This is a genomic window from Nostoc sp., from assembly GCF_036917275.1.
Classification (GTDB): Bacteria; Cyanobacteriota; Cyanobacteriia; order Cyanobacteriales; family Nostocaceae; genus Nostoc.
The window spans coordinates 103,660-120,421 of the sequence record NZ_JBALDF010000065.1; the positions used below are offsets into that span (position 1 = coordinate 103,660).

Annotated in this window: 11 protein-coding genes; 9 read left to right on the forward strand and 2 right to left on the reverse strand. The window is 40.2% G+C overall.

The window, feature by feature from the left end; all coding sequences use genetic code 11:
• The first annotated feature begins 170 nt into the window (after nt 1-170).
• The 6 genes from V7K35_RS26005 (at nt 171) to V7K35_RS26030 (ending at nt 9,732) form a co-directional block, all read left to right on the forward strand.
• Nucleotides 171-1,439 (forward strand): HlyD family secretion protein, encoded by a 1,269-nt coding sequence (locus V7K35_RS26005; protein WP_335082951.1) that lies wholly within the window; start codon nt 171-173, stop codon nt 1,437-1,439.
• 36 nt (nt 1,440-1,475) lie between these two features.
• On the forward strand, nt 1,476-3,440 hold the full coding sequence (locus V7K35_RS26010; protein WP_335082953.1) for an ATP-binding cassette domain-containing protein: 1,965 nt from the start codon (nt 1,476-1,478) through the stop codon (nt 3,438-3,440).
• Between the two features lie 53 nt (nt 3,441-3,493).
• The gene (locus V7K35_RS26015; RefSeq protein WP_335082955.1) at nt 3,494-4,633 is read left to right on the forward strand and encodes an ABC transporter permease; all 1,140 of its coding nucleotides are present in this window, start codon (nt 3,494-3,496) and stop codon (nt 4,631-4,633) included.
• Nucleotides 4,634-4,799: 166 nt separating this feature from the next.
• Nucleotides 4,800-5,924: an ABC transporter permease gene (locus V7K35_RS26020; RefSeq protein WP_335082957.1), complete on the forward strand. Its 1,125-nt coding sequence runs from the start codon at nt 4,800-4,802 to the stop codon at nt 5,922-5,924.
• A 489-nt stretch (nt 5,925-6,413) separates the two neighbouring features.
• Entirely contained in the window at nt 6,414-6,905 is a 492-nt protein-coding gene (locus tag V7K35_RS26025) for a hypothetical protein (protein WP_335082959.1), read from the forward strand.
• Between the two features lie 1,705 nt (nt 6,906-8,610).
• A complete protein-coding gene (locus V7K35_RS26030) occupies nt 8,611-9,732 on the forward strand; it encodes a response regulator (protein ID WP_335082961.1) in 1,122 nt (373 codons plus the stop codon).
• Between the two features lie 160 nt (nt 9,733-9,892).
• On the opposite strand, the gene V7K35_RS26035 is transcribed toward V7K35_RS26030, so the two are convergent.
• Nucleotides 9,893-10,864 (reverse strand): SGNH/GDSL hydrolase family protein, encoded by a 972-nt coding sequence (locus V7K35_RS26035; RefSeq protein ID WP_335082963.1) that lies wholly within the window; start codon nt 10,862-10,864, stop codon nt 9,893-9,895.
• Nucleotides 10,865-11,244: 380 nt separating this feature from the next.
• Between V7K35_RS26035 and V7K35_RS26040 the strand changes: the two genes are divergently transcribed.
• Both V7K35_RS26040 and V7K35_RS26045 read left to right on the forward strand, forming a co-directional pair.
• Nucleotides 11,245-12,594, forward strand: coding sequence for a helix-hairpin-helix domain-containing protein (locus V7K35_RS26040; protein ID WP_335082965.1), 1,350 nt, complete (start codon nt 11,245-11,247; stop codon nt 12,592-12,594).
• A gap of 202 nt (nt 12,595-12,796) precedes the next feature.
• Entirely contained in the window at nt 12,797-13,378 is a 582-nt protein-coding gene (locus V7K35_RS26045; RefSeq protein WP_335082967.1) for a hypothetical protein, read from the forward strand.
• Between the two features lie 948 nt (nt 13,379-14,326).
• Here V7K35_RS26045 and V7K35_RS26050 read toward each other — a convergent pair.
• Nucleotides 14,327-15,442: a 2OG-Fe(II) oxygenase gene (locus tag V7K35_RS26050; protein ID WP_335082969.1), complete on the reverse strand. Its 1,116-nt coding sequence runs from the start codon at nt 15,440-15,442 to the stop codon at nt 14,327-14,329.
• Nucleotides 15,443-16,144: 702 nt separating this feature from the next.
• Between V7K35_RS26050 and V7K35_RS26055 the strand changes: the two genes are divergently transcribed.
• Nucleotides 16,145-16,675, forward strand: coding sequence for a hypothetical protein (locus V7K35_RS26055; protein ID WP_335082971.1), 531 nt, complete (start codon nt 16,145-16,147; stop codon nt 16,673-16,675).
• Nucleotides 16,676-16,762 lie beyond the last annotated feature (87 nt).

Genomic DNA, 16,762 nt, shown 5'->3' on the forward strand with positions numbered 1-16,762 from the left:
AAGGAATGCAATGTGATGACAATTCTTTTAGTAACAGATGATAACCAGATTCTTAATATTGCCGATCGCATCGTCTATATGGAAGATGGTATTGATGTCAGGGCAAAAGTAAACGCCGCTTAATCTAACCAATTTATAACTGTCATTCTGATATTCTTCCCCACTCCAATATGACTCAGTTAATCTCACCACCCCAAGAACCCATTGATGGTGCTGTACCGGAGAAAAAAAAGGGTAAACCCTCTCCTAGCGTACTTATCCCCGTAGCCCTATTACTCATAGGTGCAGGTGTAATAACTTGGTTTTTTCTCTTACCGCATTCGGAAACTAACGCGCTGCGGTTGAGTGGTCGCATTGAAGGCTATGAAACTGATATTGGTGCAAAAGTAGCGGGTCGAATCGAGTCAGTAGCAGTGCGAGAAGGGGATGCAGTCCATAAAGATCAAGTGATTGTAAAGTTGGATGATGCAGAAATTCAAGCACAACTTCAGGGCGCAGATGCCCGTTTAGATTCCATCCGCAAACAAGAAGAACAGGCGCGGTTGCAAATCAATATCCTAGAAAGTCAGATTATGGAAAATCAGCTTTCTTTACAACAGGCGCGAGGCGATGCCAAAGGTCAGATTTTTCAAGCTGAGTCATCGGTTGCTTCAAGTCAGGCGCAACTAAATCAAGCGATCGCTCAAGTAGAACAAGCCAAATCGGAATTGAAACTCACGCAAATAAATCGCGATCGCTACACTAAATTGGTTGCCCAAGGAGCTGTCACCCAGCAACAATTTGACCAAGCCCAAACAAGCTTTGAAACTGCCCTTGCTACCCTGAAATCACGTCAAGCAGCAGTAGATTCTTATCGAAAATTAGTCAATTCTGCCCAAGGACAATTGACCCAAGCCCAAAGCACGGCGTTAAATCCTTCTATTCGTAACGCCCAACTAGGGGGATTACGCGCCCAATTGGCACAAACACGCTTAAAATTAGCCGCATCTCAAGCTGATGTCGCTAACGCCAAAGCTTCTCAGCAAGAAACTAAAGCCCAGATTGCTTACCTAAATGTGAAAAGCCCAATTGAAGGCGTAGTCGTCAGCCGGAGTGTAGAACCAGGAGCAGTTGTTACCACTGGCAAAACCCTGCTCACAGTGATTGATCCCAAAACAGTTTATTTACGTGGTTTTATCCCCCAAGGCGAAATTGGAAAACTGCGAGTTGGTCAGTTAGCGAAGGTATTTCTAGATTCAGCACCCAAAGAACCCTTAAGTGCTAAAATTGCTGCCGTTGACACCGAAGCATCTTTTACCCCTGAGAATATTTATTTCCAGCAAGACCGGGTTAAACAAGTTTTTGGCGTCAAAATCACCATCGACAAGCCCGATGGTTTAGCCAAGCCAGGAATGCCAGCTGATGCTGAGATTAGCATCGCACCAGACGCAAAAAAATGACCTTTGCTATACTCCAATTCCCCAATCCAAAATTCTATGACTACCATCACGCCATCTGCTGATCTGGGCGATTCACTAAGTCATCCCAAAATTGGTGCAGAAGTAATTCAGGTAGAAGGTTTATCCAAACGTTATGGAAAATTAGTCGCGGTTAAGGGAATAGATTTTGCCGTCCGACGGGGAGAAATCTTTGGCTTAATTGGCCCCGATGGTGCAGGAAAAACAACCACTTTCCATATTTTGGGTGGGGTTATGGAAGCATCTGCTGGCAATATCCAGATTTTAGGCAAACCACCCCGCGATGCCCGTTTCTCTATTGGTTATCTGACACAGCAATTCTCACTGTATCTCGACTTGAGTATTGATGAAAATCTGCGTTACACTGCGGGATTGCGGGAAGTTCCCGAAAAGCAATTCTTTGGGCGTCGTCAGAAATATCTGCGATTAATGAGTTTGGATAAATATGGCGATCGCTTGGCTGGTCGCCTCTCCGGTGGGATGAAGCAGAAATTAGCTTTGTGCTGTGCCTTGATTTCTCAACCTGAAATTCTGCTGTTGGATGAGCCAACTACAGGAGTTGACCCGGTATCTCGGCGAGAATTTTGGGATGTTCTTGCCGCAATTGCCGCAGAGGGAGTGACGGTAGTTGTGGCGACACCTTATTTAGATGAAGCCGAAAGGTGCGATCGCATTGCTTTAATGTATGAAGGAGAGATTCAACAAATTGGTACCCTTTCTCAGTTGCGAGAAAGTCTAGGTTTACAGCGTTTAGAAGTTCGGACTCAGCACCTGGAAGCAGCTGAACGAGTATTACATGAGGCGACAAATAACAAACAGACATCAATTGTCGATGTACAAACCTTTGGCGATCGCTTGGATGTGTTAGTTAAAGATGTCGCAGTCGGTACATCAGCAGTTCAGACAATTTTCACTCAGCAGCGGTTACAACTTGACAGCATTCAAGCTACTGACGCTACTTTAGAAAACGTTTTTGTTTCCCGTCTGCGTGCAGCTGGCAATGACCCAGAGTTTATTGCTTTTCCCAGTACAAAAAGAAAGTCTGAGGAAAGAGGAATTACATCTATTGCTATTGGTGCAAATAGACTCAGAAAGGTGTTTGGCGACTTCCAAGCGGTTAAGAGTGTAGATTTGGAAGTTCGCTATGGTGAAATTTATGGGTTGCTAGGAGCGAATGGTGCGGGAAAGACAACTACGATTAAGATTCTCTGTGGTCTTCTAGAACCAACATCCGGGAAAATTTCTTTAGCTGGACAAACTCAGAATCTGCGTAGTAGGGCTGTGCGCCAACGCATCGGTTATATGAGCCAAAAATTCACCCTCTACGATGATTTGACTATTATCCAAAATCTGGAATTTTACTGTGGAGTTTATGGTGTACCAAGTGGGTTACGCCGCACCAAAATTGATTGGGTACTTGCCACCTGTGGTTTAGTTGGCAGAGAAAATATGCTCACGGGACAACTACCAGGAGGATGGAAGCAACGGGTAGCTTTTGGCGCTTCAGTGATGCACGAACCAGAAATTTTGTTTTTAGATGAACCGACATCAGGAGTAGACCCCTTAGCACGTCGTCAGTTCTGGCGATTAATTAATGAGTTTGCCAGAGCAGGTACAGCAGTACTGGTAACTACCCACTATTTAGAAGAAGCAGAACAATGTAACAGAATGGGGTTTATGGTGGCGGGTGAAGTGGTGACACAGGGTTCCCCAAGTCAGATTAAAGCTGCTCAACCCGGTCAACTGGTGGAGGTCGTGACCGATAAAACCCAAGATGCCTCTAATTTACTCAAAACTGAGTTGGCACCGTGGCGAGTATCAATTTTTGGCGATCGCTTACATCTTGTTCTCGATCATCCAGACTCAGATATTCCCCATATCCGCTCAATTTTACAAACACAGCAGATCAATATTCGCTCTTTGCGACCTATTCCCTTTTCTCTTGAGGATGCATTTATTGGTATTGTGCAACGTACCCAATAAGAGGAGAGGGGGCAGGGGGAGAATTAATAACTAAGGACAAATGACCAATAAAAATGAAACGAATTTTATCTCAATGCCGTAAAGAATTAGCCCAATTTCAGCGCGATCGCTTTACATTAGCACTAGCATTCCTCCTACCATTTATCAGCTTAATTATCTTCGGTTTTGCTATTCGATTAGAATCTAAAAATATTCCCTTGTTTGTCCAAGATTTTGACGTCAGTCCCCTTAGCCGTGGTTATACTGAGCGGTTATTTGCGACCAATCAATTTGAACCAGTTAATAATCATAGCTTTCCACTTCTCAATTCAAATACAAAACTTAAAATTCAAAATTCTCAATTGGCAATTGATCAGGGACTTGCAAAAGCTGCGGTGGTCATTCCGCCGGATTTCAGTCGTCGCATTAAATCAGGTTTAACTAGCACAGTACAAATTTTAGTTGATGGAACTGATGTTAATAACGCACGAGTTATCAAAAATAGTATTCAAGCAACAACAAGATTCTTTCTTCAAAATTCTGGTTTACAACCATCATCTGATAAAATTATTGCTCATATTCGCCTCTGGTTTAATCCGGGAAGAAAAGAATCTCTTTCAATAGTGCCAGGTGTTTTCGCAGTGATTTTATGGATTTTTCCCTCGTTATTAACAGCAATCACAATGGTGCGGGAGAAAGAAAAGGGGACAATATTACAAGTTTACACTTCTAGCCTCAGTGCTGAAGAATTCCTCTTAGGAAAAGCTTTAGCTTACCTACTAATTGGAATTAGTGAAGCTTTACTTATTATGATCATGAGTGTAATAATTTGGCAATTGACACTAGCTGGAGATCCAACGCCATTATTAATAGGTACACTAATGTTTTTGATAGATAGTACTATGTTTGGTTTATTAATTGGTATTCGCTCTCCCACTCAAAATGCTGCCGTCCAGACTATTGCGCTACTAGGATTTTTGACATCCTTATTACTAAGTGGATTTATTTATCCGCTTAGTAATATACCCTTTCCACTCTCACTAATTACTTATATTGTTCCAGCACGTTATTATATTGAAATTACTCGTGATGCCTATGTACGCGGCACTGGGTGGGCAGGGGTCTGGTTATCATTTTTAATGCTAGTTATCTTAGGGTTATTGCTATTTAATGCAGCCCGTGGGATATTAAAACGAATGCAATTATCAGATTAATCATTACCTGAATATTATATTTATTCTTTTATACAGTAGTTGGCAACTAAATCAAGTACAGCATCTCACCCTGGAAGCCAGATAGAAAGCTTCTTTAACTCCGGTACAGACGCGATTAATTGCATTTTCATATATACCATTTTTATAATTTAGAAATAAATTCACCATGAAATTAATCCAAAGATTATTAAATAGCCGATTCTGGAGTTTAGCTCTTAAAGAGTTTCGCCAAATATTGAGAAGTAAAGAAACACTAGTATTATTGATAATTCCTCCAACAATCCAAATGCTAATTTATGGGTTTTCTCTTAATCCAGACGTGCATTATCTTAAATTAGGAATTGTTGATTATGCCAATACTTATGAAAGCCGAGAACTAGTTGCTGAATTAACTGAAAATAAAGTCTTTGTCGTTGAAAAATATATGTTCAACGATCAGGATTTGGGTGAGCAAGTCCGGCAGGGAAAAATCACAGCAGGGTTAGTAATTCCCTACGATTTTAATCGCCATTTATCCGAAGATAAACCAACTGACATCCAGATTTTAGTTGATGCAGTAGATGCTAATACTGCTGGGATTGCTCAAGGTTATTTAAATCAGATTATTTCTCAATTTAATCAACGGTTTTCATCTAATCAAGCACCAGCATTAATTAACCCGGAAACCACTTTTCTTTATAATCCTGGATTAGTGAGTAGTTGGTTTTTCATTCCAGGAGTTTTGGGAGTAGTTTTGACACTAATTAGCTCTCTAGTTTCTTCAGTCACAGTTGTCCGAGAAAAGGATACAGGAACTCTGGAACAACTGTTAATGACTCCGGCTAAAGCTTGGGAAATTTTGTTAGCTAAAATTGTGCCGCTGTTTATTCTGTTGATGGGCGATGTCATCTTAGCTTTGAGTTTGGGAAGATTAGTTTTTGGAGTGCCTTTTCGAGGCAATGCTTTTCTATTTTTAGGACTATCAGGACTTTATTTATGTGTGGGAATTGGCATTGGGATTATGCTGGCAACAATATGTCGTACTCAGCAACAAGTTGTACTGACATCATTTTTTATTAATTTACCATTAATTCAACTTTCGGGTGCCCTCTCTCCCGTCGAAAACATGCCTGTAATATTTAAGTATATATCGCTACTAAATCCCTTACGCCATTATGTAGCGATTGTCCGAGGGATACTGCTTAAAGGCTCAGGTTTGGACGTACTTTGGTTGAATGCGATCGCACTTTTATTTTTTGCTATAGTGCTTTTATCTATCAGTATTAACCAATTTCGTCGTCAACTAAGCTAACTTTTATTGTTAGCTCAATTCAGCACTAGCAATACTTATCATCAACTTTTAGCACTGTCACAATATTTAAGTCAAACTATGCCGCATATAAACCACTACCGATCATTTTTTTCGTTTCCAGCCTCTGGCTGGAAATGCATTAAAAGCGGCTCTGACGCAAATTCGGGAGGCAAAGCCTCACATTAGCCATTCCCAGTCAGAAACTGGGAACGAGGTAAAGGAGGTAATTGATGCAAGAGGTGAGTTATGGATGCTGAAGAATTGCTCAAGCGTTATGCTGCTGGAGAGAGAAATTGAGTATTTATAACAGACAAAATATATGTAAATTAATTTTTAAACTATCTTAATATTTATTAACTAAGTTTAAAAAATCTTGGCATTGGATTAAGAATGAATTAAGAGAAATGGCTTTGTAAAGGTTAGTTGATATTACTTGTCAAACTGCCAATGAAGTTACAAACTAAGAATATAAACGCACGCAATTATTTTATGACTGCTATTTCTAGCCTTGAATTCAAACGACCAATTTGGCAAACTGCGATCATATTGACTTTGGGCTTTTGGCTCAGTGCTAGTCTAGTTTTAGACTGGGTAATTATGCCTAGTCTTTATCTTTCTGGGATGATGAGCCAAGCTGGTTTTACGACAGCAGGCTATACGATTTTTTGGAACTTCAATCGGATGGAATTATTAGCTGCTGCTGTAGTCCTGACGGGGGCACTAGCTTTGGGCAAAATCCGATATCACTGGCGTATTGGCAGTATTGTTTTATCGGGGCTGCTACTAACTATAGCTATGCTTGACACCTATTTCTTAACTCCGCAAATGTGCGCTATTGGAGTTCAACTCAACCTATTTGAAGCTGCTGCTGCTATTCCATCGACAATGAATTTACTACACGGCAGTTATTGGGTACTGGAAGTAGTTAAGCTGGTGGCTGGTGGTACACTTTTAAGCTGGTGCTGGCGGGAGCAATTTTAAGTAAATCACGAAGTATAACAGTGAGATTATTCACTTCTAAATCTCATGTCAAAGACGCAAAGAAATTCTTTGCGTCTTTTTGCTACATATACCTTATGGGTTAATGAATGCAATGTCTATAATGGGCTACGCCTACGCGGACAAATTTGTATTTATATTTGTGACTTTTAAAACTTGAGATTTTTATGGTAAATTGCTACCATAAAATGATTCACTCATTTACAAGTGTAATTCAATAAGCAGACAAAATTATCTTTTACTGTACATTTTCAGTCTTTCAGGACATTTGAACAAATAAATACTGGAAGATTATATTAATTAGTTTTCATGTTTACTTTACTGATTTATCATGAAGTTTATATATTTCTACTAACTTTTTTTGAAAATTATAGTAATCTGAATTTTAGTGAGTACGTTACTTGTTATCTACCATCTAGCTGAAAATAGCTATTTTGCAGGTATGTACTAGTAATCAAGAATATCGCTGTAAGTTCTTGAATTTGTCACTCCAGTGTAGGGTGACTATTTAGCCCCACACAACATTAGAACCCGTTTCCAGTGCTTATGAAGAGATTCCCTTCTGCTGATTTGGTCGCCAGTGCATCTCACCACACACCATCATAGCGGCAATTATCAGCTAACTCATTCTTGGTCGGAGGTTACCATTCTTGTTGTGCAAGTGATAATTTTGCCCAATCCCAACACTAAGAGTTGCTCTACAATACACAAACCTAAGTAAGACATTGAACTTTTTATTGGGGATTAGGGACTGAGGACTGGGAAGATTTGGATGGGCATTAGAACCCCAACCAAGAACGAAAGTAAGAATTTCTTGCCCAGAACTTAGTAGTGGAGCGCCCATTGGTGAGAGGCCAGCGCAGTAAGGGAGTGCGGTCTTCTTCGTACAGCCCTTCTCAAGACAGGAGACGCTCTTACGTTCGTTCGGGTATCCTACGGCAGGTGCTAGCCTCTCACAGATGAGAGAAGGGGAGCCACTCGCTCAGAGGGGTTTCCCCCAGGAGGAACTGCCCAAAGGGTATCCCGACTTGAGCGGACTGGCGTCAAGTGGCGTGCGTGACACGATGCCGCGCATAACGCAGCCTCAACTCTAAAAGTTCCCTTCAAGAATAAACTTCTAGCAAAAGTGCCGACGACTTTCGTCACGGCTACAAAAACATAGTTCGTCAGCGCGGACTTAATGCCTAAAAGCCTTGAATAAATCCCTTTACGTCTACATTATTGTAGGTTTTGGTCGTTCTAAACTTTAGCATTAGGAGCAAAACAACTTTTGTAAGATAACTAAAGTATCTGCAATTTTAGGCTGCAAAATACGGATAACAATGATACTTTTGTGACTGATGGGCGAGAGCCAATGGTGTGTGCGTCACACTTGAGCTACTGTTAGATCGGCTAGATTAGCGAAAGATACAGAAAACCAATCTAATTTTTGAAATACTATATCCTGGCAAGCAGTCAGGCGATTTTGCTATTGGGCTATAACATGAATTGGTTTAGTTGTAATTCGTGCCTTATAGCTTAACAGAGATTGGTGAATTAGGAGTTGGGGGGTGTGGAATCTCTGTACTAACTCAAATGTGACCGCTATATTTATCTGATAGTGCTTCCAACAAAGTCGCGGTGAATTCCGAAAAGGTAATTCACTAATTTTGCTTGCAAATGTTAATTTTATTCCAGAGCCATCCCAATGAAGACACTTCCGATTAGTAGATACAGATTTTTCCAAAAGCTCCAGCCTTTATCTCTGTTGAAAAAAATCACTGGTAAGTCGGTTACTGGTTGTTTGCAGGTGTTTAGCACGTCAGGCTGTTGGTCTATATATGTGGACGAGGGTAAACTCATTTATGCCTCATACTCAGAGAAAATGTTTGAGCCACTTTATAGGAATTTGCAACGCTTGAGTCAGGAAATTTCTACTCTCCCTGGCGGAATCAAAGAACAGTTGCGGGCGATATTTGAAACTGGTATTGAAAATCAGGCAATACCGAACCCAGATTATCTGGCTATTTGCTGGTTAGTCAATCAGAAATATATCAGTCCCTCTCAAGCTGCGATACTGATAGAGGAATTGGCACTAGAAGTTCTAGAGTCTTTTCTGAACTTAGAAGAGGGAAGTTATGAATTTATTCCTGAAAGCTTTCTGGATGACATGCCAAAGTTTTGTCATCTAAATCTCCGCTTACTAGTTGAACGATGTCAAACCCCCCGAAGCGTTGGCGTTCGCGTTAGTGTCTCTGAAAGAGAAGCCTCTCGTAGAGAAGCAGCTTATCGTCAAACATCACCAACTTCTCAATCGCACCCCTCACAATTGTTCAAAATAAATGAGCTGAAACCTAAAACTACACCAAAGTCGTCTATAACAAACAGCTATAAACCATCTGCCTACTCTATTAATACTAATGAACATAGGGATCAACGAATCACCCAACCGCCTGTTGATAAAAAAGTCTACACAATCTTTTGTATTAATGACAGTCCTACAGTATTGAATGCTATTAAGAGTTATTTAGATGAACAAACCTTTTCTGTTGTCGGAGTCACGGATTCTTTAAAAGCTTTAATGCAGATTATTCGTACAAAACCTGACATAATTTTGTTGGACATTTCAATGCCTAATTTAGACGGATATGAACTCTGCTCTTTGCTGCGAAAACACTCGCATTTTAAAAATACACCTGTGATTATGGTGTCAGGAAAAGTAGGATTTATAGATAGAGCTAAAGCTAAGATGGTCAGAGCATCAGGCTATTTAACTAAACCTTTTACACAAGGTGATTTACTAAAAGTAATCTTTAAACATATTATTTAATTTACTATTTTAATAAATAACTCTATGAAAACCAATATTTTTTTGGATATTTAAGATTGAGTATTATCTGGATCGCTACTATTCTAGTTAGAAAATATTATCTGATTAAATTGAAATTAATTAGTCATTGTTTCAGCAACAAGGGTTAAAATTTATAACTTTAATAGCTCTGAGGAAGTGATGCCTCCCCCAGTATTTCCAAAAGCGATCGCTCCATAACTTCACTGACAAATTTATTACCTTGTAAGTTGAGGTGAATGTGATCGTGATACAAACCTTGCGGGTTGGTAGTTGAATTGAATAGCGGTAAAAAATCTATATAGTTAATTTGCTCTACTTTGGTAAAATCGTTCAAGCGCTGCCGTGCTATAATTTCGTAATCGCGGGGACCTGGTTCACCAATTTCTCGCAGCAAGGGAGTCATGACTAGTATAAATTGGCTGTTGGTTTGGCGAGTCAGGGCTTGAATTTTGCCGATGGCCTCCAGATTAATCCCAACGCGATCGCCTGCTTCATTATGCACTGCTTTCATTTCGGGAATTGGCTTTTGCTTGACGATATAACGTTGCCACACTTCCACTAATGCCAGGGGAGGTTTACTGTCAGGATAGTTGCGATCGCGTCCTACTGGTAAGGAAGTGGGAGGAGTAGCAAACAAATCATCGGTATTAATTAATAACACTACCACCTGCGCGTTGAAATTGCTAAACTTCTCTAAATAAGCTAACTCGTTCCTTGGTCCCCAAGAATTAGCTGAAGCATTCAGCACTTCTACTTCCTGATAATTACTGTTAGTGAATGATGCCAGAGAACGCATCATCATTGTGGATATTGTATTAGTCTGATCTGTCCACCAGCCACCATTAGCAATAGAATCCCCTAACAGTAAAACTCTCAGCCCGGAAGGTGCAGGTATCTTTTTGATCGGACTACCTCGCATAGAATACTCATTAATTTCAATGCGATTACCGAAACGACGGGTACGCTGGTTAGGAGCCAACAAATAACCAATCTGCTCATCGCCAATGTAAATCAGGGGATTACCAAAGCCAAAGAGCGATCGCAGTCCGATCTCGACTACCACAAACAATCCCACAACCACCGCCAAAATTACGATCAGCGCTACTTTCACCTACTCACACCCTTTTATACCGAGTTGCTTTTCAATGATCGTAACTGACGCATTGGGCATTGGAAAGAGGCAGAGGGGCGGGGTGCAGAAGGAAAAACTTTTCTCCCCTGCTTCTTCTCGACTCCCCAGGCATCTGACTAAGCGGATTAATATATTATATTGAAATGTGTTTAATAAGCTTTAAAAACAGCAATTATATGCTTATTAACTGTCTATCTAATAGTTTACCAACGTTTTGATATATTTGGGCTACTTTTGTGTAAGAGTATAGCAGTGTTTTCTAATGATCTAAAATTGTATTATAGGTATTACTATAGCTACAACTTTGAGCGTTTTATCAATTAATTTCGCCAAACTTCGCAATTTTTTTCGGGGGTAGGATGATCAAAATAGCCACACGTAAATATTTAGGCAAACAAAATGTCTATGATATTGGGGTTGAGCAAGACCATAATTTTGCGCTCAAAAATGGCTTAATAGCTTCCAATTGCTTCAATAAATCCCATTCGACTGCCTATGCTTATGTAACTTATCAAACAGCATATTTAAAAGCTAATTACCCATTGGAATATATGGCGGCACTGTTGACGGCGAACAGTGGCGATACAGATAAGGTACAGAGATATATTACTAACTGTACTAATATGGGTATTTCCATAGATCCGCCAGATATTAATCGTTCTGGGGTTGATTTTACACCGACAGCGGGAAAGATTCTGTTTGGGTTTTCGGCGGTGCGTAATGTGGGACAGAATGCGATCGCCTGTATTTTGGAGTCGAGAAATGAGACAGGATTTAAATCCCTTGCTGATTTTTGCGATCGCGTCGATTTACGTGCTGTTAACCGCCGGACTCTGGAATCACTAATTTATTGTGGAGCCTTTGACAAAATTGAACCAAACCGCCAACAGTTAATTAACGACTTAGAATTAGTGTATGATTGGGCACAATCTCGCGCTAAAGATAGAGCAAGTGGTCAAGGGAATCTGTTAGATTTATTAGGTGACGGATTTTCTTATACTCAGAATAAAAGAGCTAATAATGCCTTTGAAACTGCTCCCAAATCTAAACCTGTGATGGATTTTACTCCACAGGAAAAGTTGCAAAAGGAGAAAGAATTATTAGGCTTTTATGTATCAGATCATCCTCTGAAATCCTTACGGCAAATAGCACCACTTTTAACTCCAATTAACCTTTCGCAACTGGGAGAACAAAAGGAAGAAATAAGGCTTTGTGCAGTTGTCATGTTGAATAACGTGAAAAAAGTGGTTACTAAAAAAGGCGATCAGATGGCAATTTTGCAAATAGAAGACCTAACTACACAATCAGAAGCTGTAGTTTTTCCTAAAACCTATGAACGCATTAGTTCCGTACTCCAAGTTGATACTAGATTGATTATTTGGGGAAAAGTAGATCGACGCGACGAGCAAACTCAATTTATTTTAGAAGATGCAGAACCAGTGGAAACAGTGCAAATGGTGATGGTAGAATTAAATCCCCAACAAGCAGGTAATATCGAAGAACTACATCGCTTGAAAACAATTTTGCAAGAACAGTCAGGAGACAAAGAAAAGGCAAAAATGCCAGTGATTGGAATTATCCAAACTGAAAATTCTCGTAAACTTGTTCGCTTGGGTTGGCAATTTTGCGTACAAGATTCTAGAGTAACTGTTCAAGCTTTGCAAAACGCCAGTTTTCCTGCTCATATAAAATCGTTAACTAGTAGCTGACGCCAAGACTGAAAAGTTCACTAAGACTGAAAAGCAGCTAAAAAATCAGTTTTACTGAACTGTCAACAGTAAATAGACTTAAATACATAGGATGATGATCGTTTTTTTAGTTACTTCTGCGGATGATGATTTCCGTGATAAAATGGTATCTTTTTATGCCAAGGCACTTGAGGCTGCGATCGGGGGAAGGAGTTAGAACTTGATGATTGTCAACGAGCTAGATAAATTTGTTTCATACTGTAAAAGAATTCAACCCCAAACTCAGGAGGACATTCAAAAATTTTTTGAAGGAGTTATTTTGTTTCCTTATGATAAGGAACTTTTATTGCAAGCTTATTTATTTCTAAATATCAAAGACTTGTTTCCTTCATGCGCCCAATTGTTGTTATTTGAAAAATCTCCAATTTCAGATTATACAGATTTAGGGAAGTGTGATTTTGTCTACTTGACCTTTAAAGGTAGCCTGCTTTTAATTGAAACTAAGTTTATTGATACAGAAGCAACAGGAGCGACAGAAAGAAAAAGAAGAAATAAACATAGAAACAAGGTATTTGAGCAAGTTATTACTTTAAAAGGTCGATTTAGTGAATATTGGAATATGAGGCTAGATCAATTAGAGTGCGGGGTTTTCACAACAGATGCAGAAGTTGCTTGGCGAGGAAATGGTGTGAATGTCGTATCTAAATCAATATCTATAGATCATCTCGAAAAATGGCGAAGAAGTTATCATACCACTGAAAAAGGTTATCAAGTAAGCAAAATAGGAGTGCAAAAACCGAATTAGTTTTCGTAATGCAAGTCAGTTGGTTGCAGTTTCTGTTTTTAATTTTTGCTAAAACTTAATCCCTACCACTTTAGTGTAATTTTTAGCAATTTATAATTTTATAAGCATAATTGTGCCTGACGATGCTTTCATCTTCGGAGATAGTATGACGGATGTAAATAATCGTTACGATATTACAATAGGGTTCAGTTAGTCCTAAAACTCTTAAGCTGTGTAGCTTGGGTTGTAGCAAGATACCCTACGGATATGAAGTGAAACCCAACAATTAACGCTTAATGTTGGGTTTTCTTATTGAACGCAACCTACGATTATTCTTAACTGAGCCGTATTGTACGATATTATTGATATTAATGTCAAACTTTTAATAACAAGTTAATCTTAAAACTTTAGTTGTATATTCTTAACCTTGACTTAATTTTATTCCCGTAATTTTGCTATTATCAATCACAAAATTGGTAGCAATCAAGTTGAACTTAAAATAGCAAATTCCCAAGAGAAATAATTCCTTAAACACGGATAAGTCTGATAAAAAAATTCCCCCTTTAACGAATTAGTAACCAAATACTTTTGTCACCAAGTATCTATCAAAGTATTTTATATAGTTTGAGCTTCTTTGGTTCAGTTATGCAATTATTAATTCTATTGATTCATAATGACAAATATCTTACCTATGACCCAATACGGCTCACTTAATAAAATTGTAGGTGGGGTAGAACGAAGTTAAACCCAACAAAGTCACGGAAGTGTTGGGTTTCGTTCCTTAACCCAACCTACGCAGAATGTTGAGTTTTAGGCTTAACTGAAGCGTATTGACCTATGACCTTGGAAAATGGCAAATTAGTTGATCAATCAACTGCTATACAGGGGAGTATTCAGCGAGCGCTCATTTTTTGCCAATCTCACAAAATCGCATTGCTCCTATCTACCAGTAACACTGGAATTTTTGCGTTATTCCTTAGTTGACTCTTCCTCTAAAGCAGACCCAAGAAGATGCTGATTTGCCTGGCGAACCTTAGCTCTTACCTCATCATAGAGGAAGGGTAAATAGGCATACCGCCGTCCTTGAGTTATAGGTGTAGCTTCGTGCAACAGGGAACAGGAAAAGACGATAGCTCCACCCACAGGCGGTTGATAGGTTTGCTGACCAAATTCAGGAAATCGCAAACATCCACCTTCGTATTCACCCGTATTCAGATTCAATGACACCGCAAAGCAGCGATGAGCAGTCCCTTTCGTGGTATTGTCCCGGTGGGGTCTAAAGTGTCCACCGATTTGGCTGTCATAGCAAGCAACAATGTGACGCTCCATTCGGCTTACTTGAAACTGAAAGGCTTTGAAAATTTCGGGAACAAGGCGATCGTGAATTCGATGCATCGCCGCATTCCGCAGTTCCTCGTCGGTAATCTCCTGATCCCGTCGCCGTTTATGACCGTAATCGTACACTGGGACTGTACGGCCATCGACTTCTCGCATAAAGCCGGAGTCTCCACCACCATGCAATTCATAGAACTGAATCAGCGCCTGACACAGTTTTGGTTCAAATACTCTGGGTACAACCAAGACAGGTGCCTGAACTGCTGCCGGTGCTTCTGACGGAATGTGTGGCAATTGGGCGAGGAATGCCATCAACTGCGGCACATGGGTTTCGGCTGACTCATTAAACGGCAGCACCGCCAGCACCCGCAGACTATAATCGAGTACTAGCGTAAATTGCCTGTAATCCCCTGTGGCGGTAACGGCACCGTATTTTTGGCTAATGGCTTGATCAAAATCCCAGAAGAACCGGATGCCCGGAAGATGCTGCCGAACTCGGTGCTGCTTCTCATCCTCTGGATCGACGCTCACGCCAAAGAAACAGAAGTTTTGGTCATCAAAAACTGCCCGTTGGCTCCAGATGTCTTCAAGAATGCGCTGGCTAGTCTTCATTCCCGCTGAACTGAAGAAGCAGAGTACAATGTAACGACCCGCGATTGTCTCGAAGTGAAAATTAGCACTGTTTGTAGAACGGGCTGTGAACCAGGGGGCTGGCTCACCCATCATCAGGAGTCTCTGGCGCACGGGCATAGGCTTCTTCCAATTCCTACTCAGCCTGGTTTTTGGATGCAGCGTTTTTTGAAGAAAGTGGCATTACTAAAATCTTATCGGGGTATAACAACGATTCATAAAAAATTTCGCCATTTGGTGTGAAATACTTTACTTAGAGGATGTTTGAAAAGTGTTTGACTGTGATTTTTATTACCCCCCTTAATCCCCCCGATATATTGGTGGGAAACCAGAAAATCCAGTCCCCTCACCAATATATCGGGGAGGGTTAGGGAGGGGTAAAAAAATATTTAATACATCAATCACGACTTTTCAAACAACCTCTTAGACAAAAACAAATGAGAAATGTTTTCTGTACTTAAACCCCTGGCTGTCTTACTGGTATCTAATAAAGAATTTGAAAGCTTGAACCCCACCATAATCGTTAAGGAATAAACGCAAATATACTGATTAGACAGTCAGGGACTCCAACTCAAAATGAACTGATAGCAAACAATTTCGCTGATAGACAAAATCCAAATAGGTATATCAGGAGCCACAGAGCCAACCAAAAACGCACTTTTAATAATTGGTACTCGTGATCAAGCCTTATTTAAAGCCGCTGTCATGAGAAAGTGCTTCTTCTCCAGTAAAAATCGCGTCCAACCATAAGCAACCTTTACCCGAAAAACATGTCAGATTAGTTGAACAAGTAACCAAAAGTCTGACAGGAAAACCATACTAATGAGAATTTGGGCTACTATTGCTGTGCTAGCTTCTTCTTGGCTAATGTTTGGGATCATAGCTTCTGAGCCGATCGCTGCTAATTCTATTGTAGTACAAAATGTAATACCTTTTCCTTTGCCAACAAATGCCAAACAGATTACTGTCAGTAGCGCTCTGTTTGGGTTGAAGAGAGTTGACACCAAAGGTAACGTTACCATTTTCCAGACAACAAGAGTGCCACTTCAGGAAGGAAACGCCTACGGATGGCGAATTAAACTCAAAGATTACCAAGGTGAAGTGAAATGGCGCGAAGTTTTGCATTTACCAAAACCTCCAGAAAGTTGGGGTACAGATAATGGTGAAGACTTCTCAATATCAGCAGACGGCACTACATCTGTGACACGGCGCACACAGTCGGCTCCAGAGGGTGTAATTGAGAATTTTTGGACGATCGCTCCTGGTGATCCAGTTGGTAAGCATAGAATAGAGGTCTATATTAATGATCGTTTGATCAGTACTTTCGAGTTTGAACTTATTCCAGTCAAGTAGATATGAAGCAAGAGGCTTGCTCTAATTCCCTCCTTTTGAAGGAGGGTTAAGAAGGATCAAGCCTTAACCCAAGCGTATTGGAATATG

Excerpts from the sequence above, each read along its gene's own strand:
- V7K35_RS26005 (WP_335082951.1), top strand. The coding sequence starts at position 171 with ATGACTCAGTTAATCTCACCACCCCAAGAACCCATTGATGGTGCTGTA.
- V7K35_RS26010 (WP_335082953.1), top strand. The coding sequence starts at position 1,476 with ATGACTACCATCACGCCATCTGCTGATCTGGGCGATTCACTAAGTCAT.
- V7K35_RS26015 (WP_335082955.1), top strand. The coding sequence starts at position 3,494 with ATGAAACGAATTTTATCTCAATGCCGTAAAGAATTAGCCCAATTTCAG.
- V7K35_RS26020 (WP_335082957.1), top strand. The coding sequence starts at position 4,800 with ATGAAATTAATCCAAAGATTATTAAATAGCCGATTCTGGAGTTTAGCT.
- V7K35_RS26025 (WP_335082959.1), top strand. The coding sequence starts at position 6,414 with ATGACTGCTATTTCTAGCCTTGAATTCAAACGACCAATTTGGCAAACT.
- V7K35_RS26030 (WP_335082961.1), top strand. The coding sequence starts at position 8,611 with ATGAAGACACTTCCGATTAGTAGATACAGATTTTTCCAAAAGCTCCAG.
- V7K35_RS26040 (WP_335082965.1), top strand. The coding sequence starts at position 11,245 with ATGATCAAAATAGCCACACGTAAATATTTAGGCAAACAAAATGTCTAT.
- V7K35_RS26045 (WP_335082967.1), top strand. The coding sequence starts at position 12,797 with ATGATTGTCAACGAGCTAGATAAATTTGTTTCATACTGTAAAAGAATT.
- V7K35_RS26050 (WP_335082969.1), bottom strand. The coding sequence starts at position 15,442 with ATGCCCGTGCGCCAGAGACTCCTGATGATGGGTGAGCCAGCCCCCTGG.
- V7K35_RS26055 (WP_335082971.1), top strand. The coding sequence starts at position 16,145 with ATGAGAATTTGGGCTACTATTGCTGTGCTAGCTTCTTCTTGGCTAATG.